The 17865-nt window shown below is 66.9% G+C and carries 21 protein-coding genes and 1 pseudogene; 2 read left to right on the forward strand and 20 right to left on the reverse strand.

Going from position 1 to position 17865, the window contains the following annotated elements; genetic code table 11:
- The 10 genes and pseudogenes from Q0L89_RS09410 to hmgA all read right to left on the reverse strand — a co-directional run.
- On the reverse strand, positions 1 to 389 hold a 389-nt coding region (locus Q0L89_RS09410), incomplete at its 3' end, for a TRAP transporter large permease subunit (protein WP_296764250.1).
- A gap of 3 nt (positions 390 to 392) precedes the next feature.
- A complete protein-coding gene (locus Q0L89_RS09415; protein WP_296764401.1) occupies positions 393 to 953 on the reverse strand; it encodes a TRAP transporter small permease in 561 nt (186 codons plus the stop codon).
- A gap of 141 nt (positions 954 to 1094) precedes the next feature.
- On the reverse strand, positions 1095 to 2111 hold the full coding sequence (dctP, locus tag Q0L89_RS09420; RefSeq protein ID WP_296764252.1) for a TRAP transporter substrate-binding protein DctP: 1017 nt from the start codon (positions 2109 to 2111) through the stop codon (positions 1095 to 1097).
- 306 nt (positions 2112 to 2417) lie between these two features.
- On the reverse strand, positions 2418 to 3200 hold the full coding sequence (locus Q0L89_RS09425; protein WP_296764255.1) for an HpcH/HpaI aldolase/citrate lyase family protein: 783 nt from the start codon (positions 3198 to 3200) through the stop codon (positions 2418 to 2420).
- A gap of 1 nt (position 3201) precedes the next feature.
- Complete coding sequence (locus Q0L89_RS09430) at positions 3202 to 4617, reverse strand: pyridoxal-dependent decarboxylase (protein ID WP_296764404.1); 1416 nt, start codon at positions 4615 to 4617, stop codon at positions 3202 to 3204.
- Positions 4618 to 4776: 159 nt separating this feature from the next.
- Positions 4777 to 4980, reverse strand: coding sequence for a DUF2783 domain-containing protein (locus tag Q0L89_RS09435; protein ID WP_296764257.1), 204 nt, complete (start codon positions 4978 to 4980; stop codon positions 4777 to 4779).
- A gap of 6 nt (positions 4981 to 4986) precedes the next feature.
- Positions 4987 to 6600: an FAD-dependent oxidoreductase gene (locus Q0L89_RS09440; RefSeq protein ID WP_296764260.1), complete on the reverse strand. Its 1614-nt coding sequence runs from the start codon at positions 6598 to 6600 to the stop codon at positions 4987 to 4989.
- A gap of 43 nt (positions 6601 to 6643) precedes the next feature.
- Positions 6644 to 7594, reverse strand: coding sequence for an MBL fold metallo-hydrolase (locus tag Q0L89_RS09445; protein WP_296764262.1), 951 nt, complete (start codon positions 7592 to 7594; stop codon positions 6644 to 6646).
- A gap of 81 nt (positions 7595 to 7675) precedes the next feature.
- A pseudogene (gene fahA, locus Q0L89_RS09450) lies at positions 7676 to 8931 on the reverse strand (fumarylacetoacetase).
- A 78-nt stretch (positions 8932 to 9009) separates the two neighbouring features.
- The gene (gene hmgA / locus Q0L89_RS09455) at positions 9010 to 10377 is read right to left on the reverse strand and encodes a homogentisate 1,2-dioxygenase (protein ID WP_296764264.1); all 1368 of its coding nucleotides are present in this window, start codon (positions 10375 to 10377) and stop codon (positions 9010 to 9012) included.
- 69 nt (positions 10378 to 10446) lie between these two features.
- Between hmgA and Q0L89_RS09460 the strand changes: the two genes are divergently transcribed.
- Positions 10447 to 10887, forward strand: a complete 441-nt coding sequence (locus tag Q0L89_RS09460; protein WP_296764266.1) for a MarR family winged helix-turn-helix transcriptional regulator — start codon at positions 10447 to 10449, stop codon at positions 10885 to 10887.
- Entirely contained in the window at positions 10884 to 11750 is an 867-nt protein-coding gene (locus Q0L89_RS09465; RefSeq protein ID WP_296764268.1) for a DMT family transporter, read from the forward strand. The genes Q0L89_RS09460 and Q0L89_RS09465 overlap by 4 nt, the downstream gene beginning before the upstream one ends.
- Before the next feature lie 69 nt (positions 11751 to 11819).
- On the opposite strand, the gene Q0L89_RS09470 is transcribed toward Q0L89_RS09465, so the two are convergent.
- The 10 genes from Q0L89_RS09470 to Q0L89_RS09515 all read right to left on the reverse strand — a co-directional run bounded on the left by Q0L89_RS09470 (position 11820) and on the right by Q0L89_RS09515 (position 17797).
- On the reverse strand, positions 11820 to 12629 hold the full coding sequence (locus Q0L89_RS09470) for a division plane positioning ATPase MipZ (RefSeq protein WP_296764270.1): 810 nt from the start codon (positions 12627 to 12629) through the stop codon (positions 11820 to 11822).
- 241 nt (positions 12630 to 12870) lie between these two features.
- Positions 12871 to 13092 carry a 50S ribosomal protein L31 gene (gene rpmE / locus Q0L89_RS09475; RefSeq protein WP_296764272.1) on the reverse strand — a complete coding sequence of 74 codons (222 nt, stop codon included), beginning with the start codon at positions 13090 to 13092 and terminating at the stop codon, positions 12871 to 12873.
- Positions 13093 to 13103: 11 nt separating this feature from the next.
- The gene (rplS, locus tag Q0L89_RS09480) at positions 13104 to 13487 is read right to left on the reverse strand and encodes a 50S ribosomal protein L19 (protein WP_296764274.1); all 384 of its coding nucleotides are present in this window, start codon (positions 13485 to 13487) and stop codon (positions 13104 to 13106) included.
- A gap of 54 nt (positions 13488 to 13541) precedes the next feature.
- Positions 13542 to 14393 (reverse strand): tRNA (guanosine(37)-N1)-methyltransferase TrmD, encoded by an 852-nt coding sequence (gene trmD, locus Q0L89_RS09485; protein WP_296764275.1) that lies wholly within the window; start codon positions 14391 to 14393, stop codon positions 13542 to 13544.
- Positions 14390 to 15205: a hypothetical protein gene (locus Q0L89_RS09490; RefSeq protein WP_296764277.1), complete on the reverse strand. Its 816-nt coding sequence runs from the start codon at positions 15203 to 15205 to the stop codon at positions 14390 to 14392. The genes trmD and Q0L89_RS09490 overlap by 4 nt, the downstream gene beginning before the upstream one ends.
- Position 15206: 1 nt before the next feature.
- Positions 15207 to 15755, reverse strand: coding sequence for a ribosome maturation factor RimM (gene rimM, locus Q0L89_RS09495; protein ID WP_296764279.1), 549 nt, complete (start codon positions 15753 to 15755; stop codon positions 15207 to 15209).
- 53 nt (positions 15756 to 15808) lie between these two features.
- The gene (rpsP, locus tag Q0L89_RS09500; protein WP_296764280.1) at positions 15809 to 16186 is read right to left on the reverse strand and encodes a 30S ribosomal protein S16; all 378 of its coding nucleotides are present in this window, start codon (positions 16184 to 16186) and stop codon (positions 15809 to 15811) included.
- 50 nt (positions 16187 to 16236) lie between these two features.
- The gene (locus Q0L89_RS09505; protein ID WP_296764282.1) at positions 16237 to 16533 is read right to left on the reverse strand and encodes a chorismate mutase; all 297 of its coding nucleotides are present in this window, start codon (positions 16531 to 16533) and stop codon (positions 16237 to 16239) included.
- A 98-nt stretch (positions 16534 to 16631) separates the two neighbouring features.
- The gene (locus Q0L89_RS09510) at positions 16632 to 17237 is read right to left on the reverse strand and encodes a GNAT family N-acetyltransferase (protein WP_296764284.1); all 606 of its coding nucleotides are present in this window, start codon (positions 17235 to 17237) and stop codon (positions 16632 to 16634) included.
- Positions 17237 to 17797: a GNAT family N-acetyltransferase gene (locus tag Q0L89_RS09515; RefSeq protein ID WP_296764286.1), complete on the reverse strand. Its 561-nt coding sequence runs from the start codon at positions 17795 to 17797 to the stop codon at positions 17237 to 17239. Before Q0L89_RS09515 ends, Q0L89_RS09510 begins: the two co-directional genes overlap by 1 nt.
- Positions 17798 to 17865 lie beyond the last annotated feature (68 nt).

The raw sequence follows: 17865 nt of genomic DNA on the forward strand, positions 1-17865 counted from the left end.
GCCTTCAGCATGCGAGGTCGGAGCGGACCGCCGATGGCGACGACGGTCGCCTGGGTCGAGCCCGACACCGCGCCGAACATGGTGCACGCGGCGGCGGTGGATACCGCCAGCCCGCCCTTGAGATGGCCGACGAAGGCCATCACCATGTCGATCAGCCGGCCGGCGGAATGGCCGCGTGTCATGATATCGGCGGCGAAGATGAACATCGGCACCGCGATCAGCGAGGCCGGGCGGATACCCGCCATCATCTGCTGGACCATGGTTTCCATCTGGCCCAGGCCGCCGAACAGCGAATAGAACCCCACGAAGGCGCCGACGATAAGCGGGATCATCATCGGAAAGCCCAGCAGCAGCAGGACGATCATGATCGAGAAAATGGTGATTGCCATGGCTCAGACCTCCTGCTCGTTTTCCTCATACCCCTCGATCACGTTGGTCGAGAGATAGATGTCTTTTTCAATGAGGTTCTTGATCGCGGTCAGCAGGTATTGCAGCCCGGTCATGAAAAAACCCACCGGAACCCAGACCAGGATGATCCAGACCGGAATTTGCAGCGATGGCAGGACACGCCCGCGCCCGGCCTGCGTCAGGATGTATTGCGTCGAATACCAGGCGAGGCCCAGCATGAAGACGGCCGTGACCAGCGAGATGATGATCATCATCACCTTGCGCGGCCTGGGCGGCAGCGCGTCGAAGATTGCCGACATGCGGATGTGCCGGCCCTGGCGGGCGGCATAGCTGATCCCCGCGAAGGTGACCAGGATGATGAGGATGCGGTTGAGTTCCTCGGAAAAGAACAGCGAGCTTTGAAATACGAAGCGGCCGACCACGTTCGAGATGGTATTGGCTGCCATCAGCAGAACGCCGGCCGCCAGCAGAACCGATTCGATGCGGCTGATCGCCGTGTCGATGGTGCCAAGAAAACCCGGCAGGCTGGATTTGTACTCTTCCAGCGGCGGGTCGTCGGTTCCCGTCGTGTCGGTCTGCGATTGCAATTGCGAAGAATGTTCTTCTGTCACCGGCCCGCCCCCGTGATGAATTGCGGATAATGCGACGCCCCCGCCGGGATGGCGGGGGCGCGAATTGCGGCGGTCTTACTCGCCGACCGCTTCGAGGTCGGCCTTGAACTGCTCAAGCAGTTCCTTGCCGCTGTCGCCGGTCATCTCGATGAACTTGTCCTCGACCTGCTCGGCAGCGGCCACGAACGGCGCGCGCTCTTCCTTGCTGAGCACGTTGACTTCCATCGACGGCTTGTCCTCCAGGATCTTTTCGAGGCTCTCCTGGTGCAGGCCCTTCTGGTAGCCGATGATGTGGTCGAAGGCCGTGTCGATGGCGCCCTGGATTACCTGCTGGTCCTCTTCCGGCAGACCGTCATAGAAATCCTTGTTGGCCATCACCGCGGTGGTGAAGTTGTTGTGGCCGATGCAGGTGATGACGTCTGTCACCTCGTACATCTTGGCGGATTCGATCCAGAACATCGGGTTTTCCTGGCCCTGGATGATACCGGTCTGAAGCCCGCCATAGACCTCGCCCCACGGCAGCGGCGTCGGCGTGGCGCCGAAGGCCTTGTAGTTTTCCACCAGGAGCGGGTTGGTCATCACGCGGACCTTGACCTCGTTGAGGTCCTCGGGCGAATGAACCGGTTCCTTCGTGGACATGCAGACTTCGCCCTCGGGGAACATGGTCAGCAGTTCCAGCCCCTGATCGGCGTAGAACTTGGGGAACATCTCGTTGATCGCCTTGGAGGTGCGGAAGAACTCGCCCAGCTTCTCGGTGTCCTGCGGCAGCAGGTAAGGCACGAAGAACACCTGCGCCTCGGGGATCAGCGAACCGGTAAAGCCGGGCGATTGGTCGACGAACTGCAGGATGCCGGCCTGGGTCTGTTCCATGGTGTCTGCGGATTCGCCCAGCGTACCGTAGGGGAACAGCTGGATGGTGTGGTCGGAATTGGCCTCGACCTCTTCCTTGAACTTGGTGGCGAAGACGCCCTGCACGTCGGTGATCGCCTCTTCGAAGGCATAGCGCCAGGTTTCGGCACCGGCGATGCCCGCGCTGGCCATCAGGGCCGCCGCGGCGGCGGTGCCGGTGAGAATGCGTTTCAGGTTGGTCATGGGTTTCTCCCTTGTTGCAAATCGGTTGTGGCATCGGCGTCTGCGCGCCGCTTTACTAGGCCAAGGACGCCCGAACGGGCGATCCCAAGCCATTGATACGCCGGGTCAGCCCAAGCGTCATGCGCGCACGCAAAGCCGGGAAGACACGCTTGATCGTGCCCGCCCGCCCGGCGAAAAACGCCGACCCACGGTGCCGTTCCACGATGCCATGGAAAAAGACCATGTCAACATTTGTGCCTGCACAACCGGTGCGGATGCGAAATCTTTCAGCCAATTCAGATGATTGGTCTGAATTCGGGCCGACATTCAGTCGTTTTTTCTGCACCTTTTCCAGGCGTCGACTGTTGCCCGCGCCGCCCCGGCCAGCATCAGAACGTCGATACCCACGGCCAGGAACCGCACGCCACGGTCGCGGTAGCGTGTCGCCGCCTCCGGGGCCAGCGCGAGGATTCCCGCCGCCTTGCCGGCAGCGGTGATGCGGTCGATGGCATCCCCGATCGCCGCCGTCACCGCTGGCGATTCGGTGTCGTCGCCATGGCCCATGTCGGCGGCCAGGTCGGCGGGGCCGATGAACACGCCATCGACGCCCTCGACGGCGAGGATCTCGTCCAGCGCGGCCAGCCCGGCGCGGCTTTCGACCTGCACCAGCAGACACATTTGCGCGTCAGCGGTGGCGAAATAGTCGGGAATCGCGGCAAAGCGCGACGCCCGCGCCAGCATCGCCCCCGACCCGCGCGTGCCCGCCGGCGGGTAACGCATCGCCTGCACCAGCGCGCGCGCCTGCGCGGCGCTTTCGACCATCGGGATCAGCAGCGTCTGCGCGCCGGCGTCGAGTACCCTCTTGATCATCCAGTGCTCGCCCGCCGGCAGGCGCACCACCGGGTGCGCCGCGCTGGCATCGAGCACCTGAAGCTGCGCCAGCGTGCTGCGCAGGTCGTTGGGCGCGTGTTCGCCGTCGATCACCAGCCAGTCGAACCCGGCGGTGGCCAGCACCTCGGTCGCGTAAGGCTCGGCGAAGGCCGCCCAGCAGCCCAGTTGCAGATCGCCGCGCGCCAGCGCCGCCTTGAACGGGTTGATCGGTGCGGGCATGTCAGTCCTCCTCGAGATTGCGGGCGGTTTCGGTGATCGTGCGATAGGCGGCGTCGATATCATCTTCGGTGCAATCGAACTGCCCGGCCTGGAAGCGGATCACGTAGCGGCCATCGACCCGCGTCTGGGTCAGGTAGATATGGCCGTCGTCGTTGATCCGGGTCAGCAGCGCCTCGGTCGTGGCGTCGGGGTCGGCGCCCGGCGGCGCGTACCGGAAGGTGAACAGCGACAGCACCGGCTCGGTCACGATCTCGAATCCGGGCGCGGCGCGCAGGCGCTCGGCCAGGTCGCGGCTCCAGGTGACATGGTTGCGGATCACCTGTCGCAGCCCCTCCAGCCCGTGGGCGCGGATCAGGAACCACAGCTTGAGCGCCCGGAACCGCCGGCCCAGCGGGATCGACCACTCGGAATAGTTGATCACCCCGTCGGCGCCATGGGTTTTCAGGTATTCGGGCTGTATCGCCAGGGTGCGCGTCAGGTCATCGGGGCTGCGCAGAAAATGCGCCGACAGGTCGAACTGCGTGCCCAGCCACTTGTGCGGGTTGAAGACCACTGAATCCGCCCCCTCGACCCCGGCCCAGAGGTCGCGGAATTCCGGGCAGATCATTGCCGAACCCGCCCACGCGGCATCGACATGGGTGAAAAGCCCGTGACGGCGCGCGACAGCGCAGGCGCCGGCCACGTCGTCGCAGGCGCCGGTGCCGGTGCCGCCGGTGCAGGCGATGATGCCGGCGGGCAGGTGGCCGGCTTTGCTGTCGGCCTCGATCGCGGCCTCCAGCGCGGCAATGCCCATGCCGCGCCGCGGGCCGTGCACGGGGATGCGCACCAGGTTGGCCTGGCCGATGCCACTGATCCAGATCGCCCGGTCGACCGAACTGTGCACCTCGGCCGAGGCGTAGACGCGCAGGCGCGGCTGGCCGGTGAGACCCTCGGCGTTGCCGCGCCAGTTCAATGCGCGCTCGCGCATCACCAGCACCGCGGCCAGCGTGGCGCCGCTGGCGCTGTCCTGTATCACGCCGTGGAATTCCGCCGGCAGGGCCACGGCCTGACGCAGCCAGTCCATCATCCGGGTTTCCATCTCGGTCGCCGCCGGCGAGGTCTGCCACAGCATGCATTGCGGGGCCATGGCGGTGATCAGGTTGTCCGCCAGCACCGCCGCGGGCGTGGCGTTCGACGGGAAATAGGCAAAGAAGCGCGGGTGTTGCCAGTGGGTGATGCCGGGCATCACGATGGTTTCGAAATCGGCGATGATGTCGTCCATCGGCTGCGCGGTCTCGGGCGGATGCGCGGGCAGGGCGGCGGCCACCTCGCCCGGCGCGGTCTGCGCCCGCACGGGGCGTTCGCGCAGCCCGGCATGGTAGCGCGCCGCCCAGTCGGCCGCCCATTTGCCCCATTTCGGAAATTCGCTCCAGCGCATCGCCGCCCTCATTGCCGGTTCAAGGCAAGGGGTAAGCCCGGCGGCGGCCGGGGGCAAGGGGCGGGGCCTTGAGATGCATGAGACGTGGGGGGCTGTCGTCCCTCACACCCCGAGGACATTTTTCGAGAGACGGAAAGGGTAGGGCGGGCGCGGTGCCGTTCAGCCGGTGGCGCGGCCGGGATCGCGGGCGGCGGCGAGCGCCTCGCGCAGCACGGCGCGGTCGCCGATGTGGTTGGCAAGGATCAGGATCAGCCGCGCGTTGAGCGCGTCGCTTTCTTCCTTGCTCAGCCCCTCGTGGGCGGCGAGCAGGTCGGCGTAGACGTCATCGGCTTGTGCCAGGTTGGGGGCGAGGGTCAGCGGCATGATGGGTCACTCCAATCCAAGGGCGCGGCGGATCGCGGCGCGGGTGGCGGATTCGTCGTAGGCGGGCCAGCGGGCGACGACGTGCTGATCGGGCCGCACCAGGTAGACGGCGGCAGGCGCGTCGCCGAGGTAGCGCTCGCGCAACGCCGCATGCGCATTGCCATCCACGTCGAGCGCCACGCGCCGCGCCACGACACCCGATTCCGACAGCGCGTCGGGCGCCTCGGCCCCCAGCGTGAGCAAGATGAAGCGCTCGCCGAGCTGGTCGAGCAGGAAGCCGTCGCCCGCCGGCGCGTCGGGGCACGGCGCGCCGGGGCGGGTGCGTGCCGGCGCGGCGGGAAGCGCGTCGTCCCCGGCGAGCGGCGAGCCGTCGTGCACGGCCGGCACCGACAGCCGCCCCGAATTGACCAGCGGGCGGGCGAAGGCGTGGTGTTCGGCCAGGTCGAGCACGGCATCGCGGAAGATGCGGCTGATGTCGGATTTCGGGGTGATGAAATCGGTCGAGCGCGAGGAATTGAGGATGTTCTCGTCGGCGGCCTGGATGCGCTCGGCGTCATAACTGTCGAGCAGCGTCTCGGGGGCGGTGCCGTCGATCACCAGCCCCAGCTTCCAGCACAGGTTGTCGGTGTCCTGAAGGCCGGAATTGGCGCCGCGGGCGCCGAACGGGCTGACCTGGTGCGCGGCGTCGCCGGCAAAGAGCACGCGGCCGTGGCGGAACCGCTCCATCCGGCGGCACTGGAAGGTGTAGATGCTGACCCATTCCAGTTCGAACTCGACATCATCGCCTAGCATCGCCTTGAGCCGGGGGATGACGTTTTCGGGTTTTTTCTCTTCTTCCTTGTCGATGTCCCAACCCAGTTGCAGGTCGATGCGCCAGACTCCGTCGGGCTGCTTGTGCAACAGCGCCGACTGGCCGCGGTTGAAGGGCGGGTCGAACCAGAACCAGCGTTCGGTGGGGAAGCCGGCGTCCATCACCACGTCGGCGATGAGGAAGTTGTCCTCGAACACGCGGCCGACGAAATCGAGCCCCATCATCGCGCGCAGCGGCGAACCGGCACCGTCGCAGGCGATCAGCCAGTCGGCTTCGAGGTCATAGGGGCCATCGGGGGTGTCGATGCCGAGCGTCACATGGTCGGCGTGCTGCGTGATCTCGCGCACCCTGTTGCCGCCGCGCAGCTCGATCGGGGCGCCATCGGCCTCCAGTTCGCGGACGCGCTCGACCAGGTACTGTTCGAAATAGTATTGTTGCAGGTTGATGAAGGCGGGGCGGCGGTGGCCGTCCTCGGGCAGGAGGTTGAATTCGAACACCTTGCGGTCGTCGAAGAACACCTTGCCGGTGTTCCACTGCACGCCCTTGTCCACCATGCTCTGGCCGCACCCGAGCCGGTCGAGGATTTCCAGCGGCCGCTTGGCGAAGCAGATCGCACGCGAGCCGAAGCTGACCTTGTCGTTGTCGTCCACGACCACCGCTTCGACGCCCTGCTGCGCGAGGTCGATCGCCGCGGCCAGCCCGACGGGTCCCGCACCCACGATCACCACCTTGCGGCGCGCGGGCGGCGTGGCGTCCTGGTCGGGGTGGCGCGCGTAAGGGTAGAGCGGGGTTTCGAAGATCTTGTTCATCGGTTTCCTCCCGAAGCGATGCGGTCGGCCGGTCACCGGGCCTTCAGCCTTGCAGTTGGTCCCACATTTCCAGGTCGCGCTCGGCCGTCCAGATGCGCGGGGTGTCGAGGCCGCGGGCCTCGTCATAGGCGCGGGCGACGTTGAAGGGCAGGCAATGCTCGTAGATCGCGTAATCGGCGAACTTGGGATCGCACTCGGCGCGCACAGCATCCCACGCCTCTTTCAACGTGCCGCCGCGGGCGGCGACGCGGGCCGCCGGGCGGTAGGTGCTGTCGACGAAATCGCGGGTGTTCTCGATCGCCTCGTTCACCCGTTCGCGCCCCATCAGCGCGTCGCCGCGCCCCGGCGCGATGGCGTCGACGTCGAACCACTTGATCGTGTCCAGCGTATCGCCCCAGTCGGCGAAATGCCCATCGCCGCAATAGCAGGCCGAGTGGTATTCGACGATGTCGCCGGTGAACATCACGTTCTGGTCGGGGACGTGGATGACGATGTCGCCCGCCGTATGGGCGCGACCCAGGTGCATCAGGTCCACCCGTCGGTTGCCGAGGTAGACGGTCATCGAGTCGTTGAAGGTGGTGGTGGGCCAGGTCAGGCCGGGGATGCTTTCATGCCCCTCGAACAGCCGCGGGAAGCGCTGGAACTCGCTGTCCCAGTCCTCCTGCCCGCGCTCGACGACCATGGCGCGGGCCATGTCCGACATGATGACCTGGCTGGCATCGTAGGCGCTGGCGCCCAGTACGCGCACGGCGTGGTAATGGGTGAGCGCGACATGGGTGATGGGCTTGTCGGTGACGCCGCGCACGCAGTCGATCACCTTGTGCGCCAGCCGCGGGGTGGCCTGCGCCTCGACGATCATCACGCTGTCGTCGCCGATTATGACGCCCGAGTTGGGGTCGCCCTCGGCGGTGAAGGCGTAGATGCCCTCGCCCACTTCGGTGAACGAGGTTTTCTTTTCTGTCATGTCGCCTTGCGATGCGAATGCCTTGGCCATGGGTGCGTGTCCTTTCAAACGGGGCCGCCGGCGGCGATGTCGGGTGCCTCCGGCGGGAGTATTTGTGGAAAGATGAAGCGGTTATCGGGCATAGGGGTTTTCGAGCGCCGGCAGAACCTTGCCCGCGCAGGTGCCGAATCCGATGGTGTAGCCATCGCCGTGGCAGCGCCCGTGCAGAGTGACGGTGTCGCCGTCCTCGATGAAGGCGCGTTGCTCGCCGGTATCGAGCGTGATCGGCTCCTTGCCGCCCCAGGAAAGTTCCAGCAGGCTGCCGCGCTGGTGCTTTTCGGCGCCCGAGATGGTGCCAGAGCCGAGCACGTCGCCCGGCGTCATCGGGCAGCCGCTGGTGGTGTGGTGCGCCAGTTGCTGGGCCGAGGAATAGTACATCTCGCGGTAATTGGTGCGGGCGATTTCGGACGCCTTGCCGCTTTCGGGGGCCAGCGTCACGGCGAGGTCGATGTCGTAGAGCATCGGCCCGGTGTCCTTGAGGTGGTCGAGCAGTTCGACCTCGCGCGGCGGGCAGGGGGCGCGGAAGGGCTCCAACGCGGCGGCGGTGACGATCCAGGGGCTGATGGAGGTGGCGGTCGCCTTGGCCTGGAAGGGGCCGAGTGGCTGGTATTCCCAGGCCTGGATATCGCGCGCCGACCAGTCGTTGAGCAGCACGTAGCCGAAGATCATCGCGTCGGCCTCGTCCACCGTCACCGGGCCGTCGCCGGGCTGGCCGACGATGGCGCCCATCTCCAGCTCCAGATCGAAACGCCGGCAGGGCAGGAAGGCGGGTTTGTCGTGGTCGGGCGACTTGAGTTGTCCCCAGGGGCGGCGCACGTCGGTGCCCGAGACCACCACCGAGGAGGCGCGCCCGTTGTAGCCGATGGGGATGTGCAGCCAGTTGGGCGGCAACGCGTTTTCGGCGCCGCGGAACATGGTACCCACGTTGGTGGCGTGGTGGCGGCCGGCGTAAAAGTCGGTGAATTCCGACACGAGGACCGGCAGGTGCATCTCGGCCCGGCCTGCGGCACCAAAAGTGGCTCGGCCGCGGCGCGATCAGGGCTGCCCTCGCGCAGGATTTCGCTCAGCCGGGCGCGCAGGGCGGCCCACAGCTCGGGGCCTTCCTCCATCACCTCGTTCCAGAACGGCACGTCGAAAAGCGGCACCTCGGCCAGCGCGATCAGCCCGGCCTCCTCGGCGGCGCGGCAGTCGAGGATCATGTCACCGATCGCCACCCCGCAGCGCGGGTCGAGCGTGTCGGTCGAGAACACCCCGTAGGGCAGGTTGTTGAGCGGGAACGGGTGGTCGGCGGCATTGGCCGCGGCCACCCAGGATTTGAGCAGGGTCATGTCGGTGTCCTTGTCAGGTCAGCGGGTGTGCCCCACCCTACGGCCGAACCGCGGGGCGGGGAAAGCCCTGGCGCGGGGTCACTTGCGGCCCGGCATGCCGTCGAACTTCTTTTCGATCCCATCCCAGCAGTGGATGTAGTCGTCCTGCAACGGCGCTTCGTTCGCGGCGAAGGCGGTCAGGTGCTGCGGGAAGCGGGTTTCGAACATAAACGACATGGTGTTGTCGAGCTTCTCGGGCTTGAGATCGGCGTTCGACGCCCCCTCGAACGCGTCGCGGTCGGGGCCGTGGGGCAGCATCATGTTGTGCAGGCTCAGGCCACCAGGGACGAAGCCCTGCGGCTTGGCGTCGTACTGGCCGTAGATGTTGCCCATCATCTCGGACATGATGTTCTTGTGATACCATGGCGGGCGGAAGGTATCTTCCATCACCATCCAGCGTTCGCGGAACAGCACGAAATCGATATTGGCGGTGCCCGGCACGCCCGAAGGCGCGGTCAGCACGGTAAAGATCGACGGGTCGGGGTGGTCGAACAGGATCGCGCCGATGGGGCAGTAATTGGTGAGGTCGTATTTCACCGGCGCGTAGTTGCCGTGCCAGGCAACCACGTCGAGCGGGCTTTGCCCGATCTCGCAGGAATGGAACTGACCGCACCACTTGATCGTCAGCGTCGAGGGCGTCTCGCGGTCTTCGAAGGCGGCGACGGGGGTCTTGAAGTCGCGCCGGTTGGCCATGCAGTTGGCACCGATCGGGCCGCGGCCGGGCAGCTCGAACTTCTGACCGTAGTTTTCGCACACGAAGCCGCGGGCGGGGCCTTCCAGCACCTCGACCCGGTAGACCAGCCCGCGCGGGATGACGGCGATTTCCTGCGGGCCGATGTCGATGATGCCCAGTTCGGTGGCAAAGCGCAGCCGGCCTTCCTGCGGCACCACCAGCAATTCGCTGTCGGCGGAGAAGAAATAGGCATCCTCCATCGAGGCGGTGACCAGGTAGATGTGGCTGGCCATGCCGACCTGGGTGTTGACGTCGCCGGCGGTGGTCATGGTGCGCATGCCGGTGAGCCAGGTCAGTTGCGTGCCATCGCCGGGCAACGGCACCGGATCCCAGCGGTATTGCCCTAGGCTGATCACGTCGGGGTCGACATTGGGCGCCGATTTCCAGTGCGGCAGGTCGATCTTTTCATAGCGCGAGGAATGTTTCACGCTGGGTCGGATGCGGTAGCACCAGGTGCGTTCGTTCTGGTGGCTGGGCGCGGTGAAGGCGGTGCCGCTGAGTTGCTCGCCGTAGAGGCCGTAATTGCATTTCTGCGGGCTGTTCATCCCCTGCGGCAAGGCGCCGGGCAGCGCCTCGGTCTCGAAATCGTTGCCGAAGCCGGGCATGTAGCCCGGCGTCGTGCCGGTGGGGGTGGGGGCCTGGATGATGCTTTCGGGCACTGTATCGAGAGTCATGGCGTCTCCTCCTTTGTTGCTTGCGTTGTTAACGGTTGTTTTTGTAACTAACAAGGGCAGGAGGCTCACATGAACGGCGATGACGATTTCGATCTGCAGGATTTCCTGCCCTATCTTCTCAATCAGGCGGCCGAGGAAAGCAGCCTGGCCTTTCAGCAGATATACAAGGACCGCTACGGCATGTTGCGCACCGAGTGGCGGGTGTTGTTCCATCTTGGCCTTTACGGGCGCATGACCGCGCGCGAGATTGGCCGCATGTCCAAGATGCACAAGACCAAGATCAGCCGCGCGGTGGCGAAACTGGCTGAACGCCGGTTCCTGACCCGCCGGCGCGATGTCGACGACCGACGGCTTGAATACCTCGAACTCACGGCGGCGGGGCAGCGCGCCTATCGCGACCTGCGCGGCGTGGCGATGGCATACGATGCAAACCTGGCGGCGCAATTTTCGCCGCGCGACGTGGCGACGCTCAAGCGGATGCTGCAGGCGCTTGCCGGGGGCGCGGAATGAGCGACCAGGCCAAGGGGCTCATGATCACCACGCTGGCGGTGCTGATGGTGGTGCCCGATTCGCTGTTCGTGCGGCTGATCGGGGCCGATGCGCTGGTGATCGCGTTCTGGCGTGGCGTGGTATCGGGCGGGCTGATCCTGCTGGGGGTGCTGGTTTGGCAAGGCGTGCAGCCCTACCGCGCGTTGCCCGGCACCGGGGTCAGCGGGGCGATCTACGTGCTGGCGGTGGGCGCGGCGGGGGTGCTGTTCCCGCTTGCCGTCAGCCTGACCAGCGTTGCCAACGTGGTGTTCATCATCGCCGCGCTGCCGGTTTTCGCGGCGCTTTATTCGCGCATCTTCCTGGGCGAGGCGATATCGCGGCGCATGGTGCTGACGATGATCGCGGTGGCGGTGGGGCTGGCGATTCTGGGCTATGGCTCGGCCGAGACGCGCGGCGCGCACTGGACGGGCGATGTGACGGCGCTGGGGGTGGCGGCGCTGTTCGCGGCGGGGCTGACCGCAGCGCGCAAGGTGCGCCGCGTGTCCATGGTGGCGGCGGTGCCGGTAGGCTACCTGGGCGCCTCGGCGTTGCTGTGGCCTTTCGTGGACCCGCTAAGCATTCCCGATGGGCAATGGCACCTTGTCGCCTTTCACGGCGCCTTCATCGCCGGCAGTTCGATGGGGCTGGCGCTGGGTCCGCGTTACATCCCCTCGCCCGAAGTGGGGCTGCTGATCTTGCTGGAATCGGTGCTGGCACCGCTGCTGGCATGGATGGTGGTGGGCGAGGATCCGGGGCCCTATGCCCTGGTCGGCGGCGCGGTGGTGATCGGGGCGCTGGCAGTGTCGAACGCGGTGGCGCTGAGCCGGCGGAAAGGGCGGGTTTGAGCACGTTGCAGGCATTGCCCCTGCCCGGGAACGGAGTCCCCTCCGCTCGCATGGCGCCCTTGGAGGCGCTCAGAAATCCACGCTGACGCCGGGCAGGTTCAGTGCCTTGATCAGGTCGCGCAATTCTTGCCGGGCAGCGACGTTGGAGATGTTGAGCTGCTTGACGCCCACGTCCTTGAGATCGAGCAGCGTCAGCCCGCGCGGAAACAACTCGCGGAACACCACCCGTTCGTGAAAGCCCGGCGCGGTGCGAAAGCCGATTCGCCTGGCCAGGTGATCGAGCGCGGCACCCATCTTCTGCTTGTTGACCATCTGCTGAGCGCCCAGCCGGTTGCGCACCACCACCCAGTCGATGGGTTTCAGCCCCGCCTGGGCGCGCAGTTGCCGGGCATTCCAGACCATCTCGGAATACACCGAGGGGCCGAGGATCTTCTGCCCGTCCGAATCGACATGCGCCAGCAGGTCGAAATCGATGAAGCTGTCGTTGAGCGGCGTAATCAGCGTGTCGGCCAGGCTGTGGGCGACCTGGCTCAGTCGTGTGTGCGAGCCGGGGCAGTCGATGACGATGAAGTCGCAGGCGGTTTCCATCTCGCCGATGGCCGCCGAAAGGCGATGGTCGTAGATGTTCTCGCCCGGTTTCAGATCGTCCTGCTGGGCCTCGGGCAATTCGTGATATTGCGCCGATGGCAGGTCGATGCCGTTGTCGGCGATGAATTTCTCGCGGTTGGCGGCATAGCGCGCGAAGGTTTTCTGGCGCAGGTCCAGGTCCAGCGCGCCGACCGCGTGCCCCAGCCGCGCCAGCGCCGTGGCGGTGTGCATCGAGACGGTGGACTTGCCCGCGCCGCCCTTTTCATTTCCAACCACGATGATATGCGCCATGCGTCCCCGTCCCCCATATCGCCTTGTTAGCGGCGTTTTCCACAGGATATTGTGGCGCGGCGGATTTGCAAAGCCCCCACGCGCGCAGGGCTTCATTGGCAGGTGTCGCGGCGATTTGGAAGGGGCCGCGACCTCCGGCGGGAGTATTCGGGGCAAGATGAAGCCACAGTGCGCAGGAATGAAAACCCCCGCGCCGTGGGGGGCGCGGGGGATTGCATTGTCACGACGAGTAGCGGGCTTATCAGAAGCCGAGGCCCGCGTACTTGTTCTTGAACTTCGACACGCGTCCGCCGGTGTCCATCAGGCGCGAGGACCCGCCCGTCCAGGCCGGGTGCGAGGTGGGGTCCACGTCGAGCGTCATCATGTCGCCCTCGGCGCCCCAGGTAGAGCGGACCTGGAACACGGTGCCGTCGGTCATCTTGACGTCGATCATGTGGTAATCGGGGTGGATGCCTTGTTTCATCGGTCCGATCCTTATGCCTTGGCGCCCGAGAGCGGCTTGTAGTGGGTATCCTCGGCGATGCGGGCGGATTTGCCCCGGCGCGAGCGCAGGTAGTAGAGCTTGGCGCGGCGCACGCGGCCGCGGCGTACCACTGTGATGTTTTCGATGTTGGTCGAGTAGAGCGGGAACACCCGTTCCACGCCCTCGCCGAACGAGATCTTGCGCACCGTGAAGGCGCCGGCGACGCCCTTGCCGTTCTTGCGGCTGATGCACACGCCTTCGAAGTTCTGCACCCGGGTGCGCGTGCCTTCGGTCACCTTGTAGCCGACGCGGATGGTGTCGCCGGCCTTGAAGTCGGGAATTTCCTTCCCGAGGGAGGCGATGTGTTCCGCCTCCAGTTCTGCGATCAGGTCCATCTGATCCACTCCTGACTATGCTTGCGGTTTGGCCCGCAAAGTTGATGCGCGTCCTCAGAGCTCTTGGTCTTCTTCCGGGTCCCTATCGTGGTCGTCACAATAAGCCCGCCAGAGATCAGGTCGGCGTTGCTTGGTCAGCCTTTCGGCCATGGCCCGGCGCCAGTCGGTTATGTTCGCGTGGTGGCCCGACAGAAGAACATCGGGAACCGCGCGCCCCTTCCAGACGGCCGGTTTCGTGTACTGGGGGTGTTCAAGCAGGTGGTCTGAAAAGGATTCCTCTTCGGTCGATGCCTGATTCCCGAGCACGCGGGGTATAAGCCGGACCGCGGCATCAATCAAGGCCTGTGCGGCGATCTCGCCGCCGGTGAGAACGAAATCGCCCAGGCTGACCTCGTCGATGTCGTAGGCGTCGAGCACACGCTGATCGACGCCCTCAAACCGTCCGCACAGCAGCGTCACGCCGTCGGCGCGCGCCAGCCGCCGTGCCTGCGCCTGGTCGAAGCGGCGACCGCGGGGGCTGAGATAAATCACCGGCCAGTCGCCGCGAGCGCGGCTTGCGGCCTGGTCGAGCGCCGCCCCCAGCACATCGGGGCGCAGCACCATGCCGGCGCCGCCGCCGGTGGGCGTGTCGTCGACATTGCGGTGCGGGCCGACGCCGAAGGGCCGCAGGTCGATCGTGTCGAGCGCCCAAAGCCCCTCGCGCAGGGCACGCCCCGTGAGGCTTTCACCCAGAACGCCCGGAAAGGCCTGCGGAAACAGGGTAAGCACCTGCGCCGTCCAGACCCCGGCCAGCGGGTCGGGGTCGCCGATCAAATCGCGCGGGCGGCGGGTGGCGGCGATCGATTTGCGCCCGTGCGAGCGGGCGGTCCGGCCGCCGCCTGTGCCGCCGTCGCCGCCGCCGGTCATGCCGGGAACCCCCGGCTGCCGGTGCCACGGGCCATGACGGCCTTCTTTGCCGCGGTCAGCGCCGCCTTGTCGAGCCCCGCGCGGTTGAGCCGCAGCAACTCGTCGGCGACCTCCGCGCCAAGCGCGCGGTTGGCCGGCGGCAGCGGGGTGAGCGCGGCGCGCAAGTCCGCGCCGGGCTGCATGAGGTCCAGCAGCGGCTCCAGCGGGCCGAGGCGCAGGTCGGCGCAGGCTTCCAGCGGGGTGGCGTGCACCCGGTGCGGCGCGGGCACCGCGGCACTGACGGCGGCAACGTCGGCTTCGAGGTCGGCATGCGGCAGGTAGGCGGCGCGGTAGCTGTCGAAATCGTCGGTCATGCGGGTAGCGCGCAAGTGCTGCCAGTAGCACGAGCGCAGCCAGCTTTCGCGCTCGCGGGTCGAGAAGTGGAAGTCGATGAGCGCATCCGGCAGGCATTCGCCGGTGACCTCGGCAAAGCGGGCCATGATCGCCGGCGTCACCGAGTACCGCCTGAGCCCATGCCGCCCCGGCATGTGGCCGGCGAGGTTCTCCGAACTGATCACCACCGGGCGCGGGTCGTCGGCGTCAAGCCCGGCGAGGAACTGCGCCAGTTCGAAGGCGAACAACGCCGCGTCGAGCGGGTCGCCGCCGTGCTTGCCGCCCGCCGACATGCCGCGCGCGGCACCGCACACGCCGGGGATGTCGCGGTGGGTGAAGACGCGGAATTCGCGCGCCAGCCGCTTGCCGTTGCGGCGCAGCGTCTGCTGCACGCTGCTGGTGCCGGTCTTGTGAAACCCCGCGTGCGCGATCAGTCGCATCTCAGAACAGCCCCTCGGGCGGGTCGGCGACGATGCGCCCGGCGGCCAGATCGACGGTGGGCACGGCGGCGCGGGTGAAGGGCAGCAGCACCGTGTCGGTGTGCCCCGGCGCGTGAACCTCCAGCAAGTCGCCGGCGCCATGATCGTGCACCGCGCGCACCCGACCCAGCGTGGCGCCGCCGGTATCGACCACCTCCAGCCCGATCAGGTCGACGTGGTAGAACTCGTCGTCGGGAAGCGCCGGCAGGCGCGCGCGCGGCACGTAAAGGCGCACGCCGCGCAGCGCCTCGGCCGCCTCGCGGGTTTCGACGCCGCTGAGGCGCACGGCGAACCCGTTCTTGACCGGGCGTTCGACCTGGATATCGAACGCGATCTCGCCGTTCTCGGTGAGCAGCGGCGCGTAGTCGGCGATGTCGTCGGGCCGGGCGGTGAAGCATTTCAGCCGCACCTCGCCATGGACGCCGAAAGCGCCGGCGATGGCGCCCACGCAGATCATCGGATCGCCGGTCGCGGCGGTGCCGCCGCTGCCCTGGTCGTCGCTGCCGGTCATGTGGTTTCCCCAGTGAGTGCCCCGCCGCGCGAAAGGCGCGGCGGGGGCGCGGGTTACGCCTCGGCCTCGGCCTCGTCGCTGGCGCCGGCGGCTTCGGCGGCCTTGGCGGCTTTCGCCTCGGTGCGCTCCTGCGCTTTCTTGCCGGGCGCGCCTTTCTTGAGGTTGGCGCGCTGTTTCTTCTCGACCACGCCGGCGGCTTCGAGGAAACGCGAGATGCGGTCGGTGGGCTGGGCGCCCTGGTCGAGCCAGTGCTTGATGCGCTCGACATCCATTTTCACGCGCTCCTCGCTGTCCTTGGGCAACAGCGGGTTGTAGGTGCCCAGTCGCTCCAGGAAGCGCCCGTCGCGGGGCATGCGGCTGTCGGCGGCGACGATGCGGTAGAAGGGGCGTTTCTTGCTGCCGGCACGGGCGAGGCGGATTTTCATGGCCATTGGTGTTTCTCCTTTGTGAATGGCGTTTGACAGAGTGTCGGTGGTCGGGGTCAGGATTGGTGGCTCTGGTGGTGGTGGATCACCTCGGCGATGATGAAGTTGAGGAACTTGCGGGCGAATTCGGGATCGAGATCGGCGGCTTTCGCCAACTCTTCGAGCCGGGCGATCTGTTGCTCTTCGCGCGCCGGGTCGGAGGGCGGCAGCTCGTGATGCGCCTTGAGCCGGCCCACCGCCTGGGTGTGCTTGAACCGCTCGGCCAGGGTATAGACGAGGATCGCGTCGAGCCTGTCGATGCTGTCGCGGTGATCGGCCAGCAGGGCCGCGGCGCGGGTGGCGTCATCGGTCATGGCGGTGCTCCGGACCGGCGAAATCGCCGGACTGCAAGATGTCGGTATCACGTCGGTATCGCATCGGTGCGCGACGCGGCGTGCGGATCGAGGGCGTGTCAGTCAACGGGCATCCCCCTGGGTTTGAACAGCGGATCGCGGTAGTTGGCGATTTCCATCTCGATGCCGTGTTCGAGTTGGCTGCCGCGCAGCGCGCCAGCGTCGGGATGGCGATAGACCGCGTCGTGGCCGTCGATGGTGGGCGCGTCGTGATCCTTGACCGCGCCCAGCCGTTCGGCCAGGCGGATGCTGTCGAGGTTCTTGGGGTCGATATAGCTGACCGCGCCGGTCCAGCCCAGCGTGTCGTAGAAATAGTCGCGCGCGGCGTGGGTGGCTTCGAGCGCGTAGCCGTGGCCGGCGACCTCGGGCCAGATGATCCAGGCCAGTTCGGGTTCGGGCCACATGGCCGGGAACCAGCCGCCGGCCATGCCCAGCGAGCGATCGGTTTCGCGGTCGTGGATCATCCACATGCCGTAGCCGCGGATCTGCCAGTGGCCGATCTCGGCGGCGTAGAGCATCCATGCCTCGTAGGCGTTGAGCGGCCCGCCCATGAACCGCGCGCGGTAGGACGAGAACGTCGCCTTGAAATCTGGATAGTCCTGCGGCTCGGGGCCGCGCAGGACGAGGCGTGGCGTCTCGATGACGGGGATGGACGTGTGCGGCATCAGGCGTAGGCCTCCGCGCTGCCGTCGCTGTCGAGCGCGTCCGGGCCGGGGTGACGGTAGAGCATGTCACGGCCCATATTGACGTTGGTGTACTCGCGTTCGAACCAGGCGCCCAGCCGTTCGGCCAGCGCCACCGAACGGGTGTTGCCGGGTACGATGTTGGAGGTCAGCGTGGTGAAGCCCAGCCCGTCGGGCGCATAGGCCCATTCGCGGGCGCGCGCGGCGGCCTCGAAGGCGATGCCGCGGCCCTCGTAGCCGTCTAACACGACCCAGCCCAGTTCGGGTTCGGGCCAGCCATCGGGGTTCCAGATGCCGGTGATGCCGGCGGGCTGGCCGCTGGCCTTGTCCTGGATCGTGAAATAGCCGTAGCCGTGGATGTGCCAGTGCCCGATACTGAGCGCGATCCAGCGCCAGGCGTCGTGGCGGTTGTCGCAGGCGCCGAAACCGGCGGCGCGGTCGCGGTCGGTCAGGAAGGCGATCAGCGGTTCGATGTCGCGCATCTCGGGGCCGCGCAGGACCAGGTTGGCGGTTTCCAGGGTGGGGGCGTTGGTGAGGTTCATGATGGCGTGATCCGGTTGCCGCGCTGCCGCGCGTCCGATTTCGGTATGGGGCGGGCGCGACGTGCCGC

The sequence above is a fragment of the Sediminimonas sp. genome (assembly GCF_024637375.1).
Classification (GTDB): Bacteria; Pseudomonadota; Alphaproteobacteria; order Rhodobacterales; family Rhodobacteraceae; genus Sediminimonas.

Excerpts from the sequence above, each read along its gene's own strand:
- rimM (WP_296764279.1), bottom strand. The coding sequence starts at position 15,755 with ATGACCGGCAGCGACGACCAGGGCAGCGGCGGCACCGCCGCGACCGGC.
- trmD (WP_296764275.1), bottom strand. The coding sequence starts at position 14,393 with ATGACCGGCGGCGGCGACGGCGGCACAGGCGGCGGCCGGACCGCCCGC.
- Q0L89_RS09445 (WP_296764262.1), bottom strand. The coding sequence starts at position 7,594 with ATGGCCAAGGCATTCGCATCGCAAGGCGACATGACAGAAAAGAAAACC.
- Q0L89_RS09490 (WP_296764277.1), bottom strand. The coding sequence starts at position 15,205 with ATGCGACTGATCGCGCACGCGGGGTTTCACAAGACCGGCACCAGCAGC.
- Q0L89_RS09470 (WP_296764270.1), bottom strand. The coding sequence starts at position 12,629 with ATGGCGCATATCATCGTGGTTGGAAATGAAAAGGGCGGCGCGGGCAAG.
- Q0L89_RS09465 (WP_296764268.1), top strand. The coding sequence starts at position 10,884 with ATGAGCGACCAGGCCAAGGGGCTCATGATCACCACGCTGGCGGTGCTG.
- rpmE (WP_296764272.1), bottom strand. The coding sequence starts at position 13,092 with ATGAAACAAGGCATCCACCCCGATTACCACATGATCGACGTCAAGATG.
- Q0L89_RS09460 (WP_296764266.1), top strand. The coding sequence starts at position 10,447 with ATGAACGGCGATGACGATTTCGATCTGCAGGATTTCCTGCCCTATCTT.
- Q0L89_RS09515 (WP_296764286.1), bottom strand. The coding sequence starts at position 17,797 with ATGAACCTCACCAACGCCCCCACCCTGGAAACCGCCAACCTGGTCCTG.
- Q0L89_RS09425 (WP_296764255.1), bottom strand. The coding sequence starts at position 3,200 with ATGCCCGCACCGATCAACCCGTTCAAGGCGGCGCTGGCGCGCGGCGAT.
- Q0L89_RS09510 (WP_296764284.1), bottom strand. The coding sequence starts at position 17,237 with ATGCCGCACACGTCCATCCCCGTCATCGAGACGCCACGCCTCGTCCTG.
- hmgA (WP_296764264.1), bottom strand. The coding sequence starts at position 10,377 with ATGACTCTCGATACAGTGCCCGAAAGCATCATCCAGGCCCCCACCCCC.
- Q0L89_RS09505 (WP_296764282.1), bottom strand. The coding sequence starts at position 16,533 with ATGACCGATGACGCCACCCGCGCCGCGGCCCTGCTGGCCGATCACCGC.
- Q0L89_RS09440 (WP_296764260.1), bottom strand. The coding sequence starts at position 6,600 with ATGAACAAGATCTTCGAAACCCCGCTCTACCCTTACGCGCGCCACCCC.
- dctP (WP_296764252.1), bottom strand. The coding sequence starts at position 2,111 with ATGACCAACCTGAAACGCATTCTCACCGGCACCGCCGCCGCGGCGGCC.
- Q0L89_RS09430 (WP_296764404.1), bottom strand. The coding sequence starts at position 4,617 with ATGCGCTGGAGCGAATTTCCGAAATGGGGCAAATGGGCGGCCGACTGG.
- Q0L89_RS09435 (WP_296764257.1), bottom strand. The coding sequence starts at position 4,980 with ATGCCGCTGACCCTCGCCCCCAACCTGGCACAAGCCGATGACGTCTAC.
- rpsP (WP_296764280.1), bottom strand. The coding sequence starts at position 16,186 with ATGGCCATGAAAATCCGCCTCGCCCGTGCCGGCAGCAAGAAACGCCCC.
- rplS (WP_296764274.1), bottom strand. The coding sequence starts at position 13,487 with ATGGACCTGATCGCAGAACTGGAGGCGGAACACATCGCCTCCCTCGGG.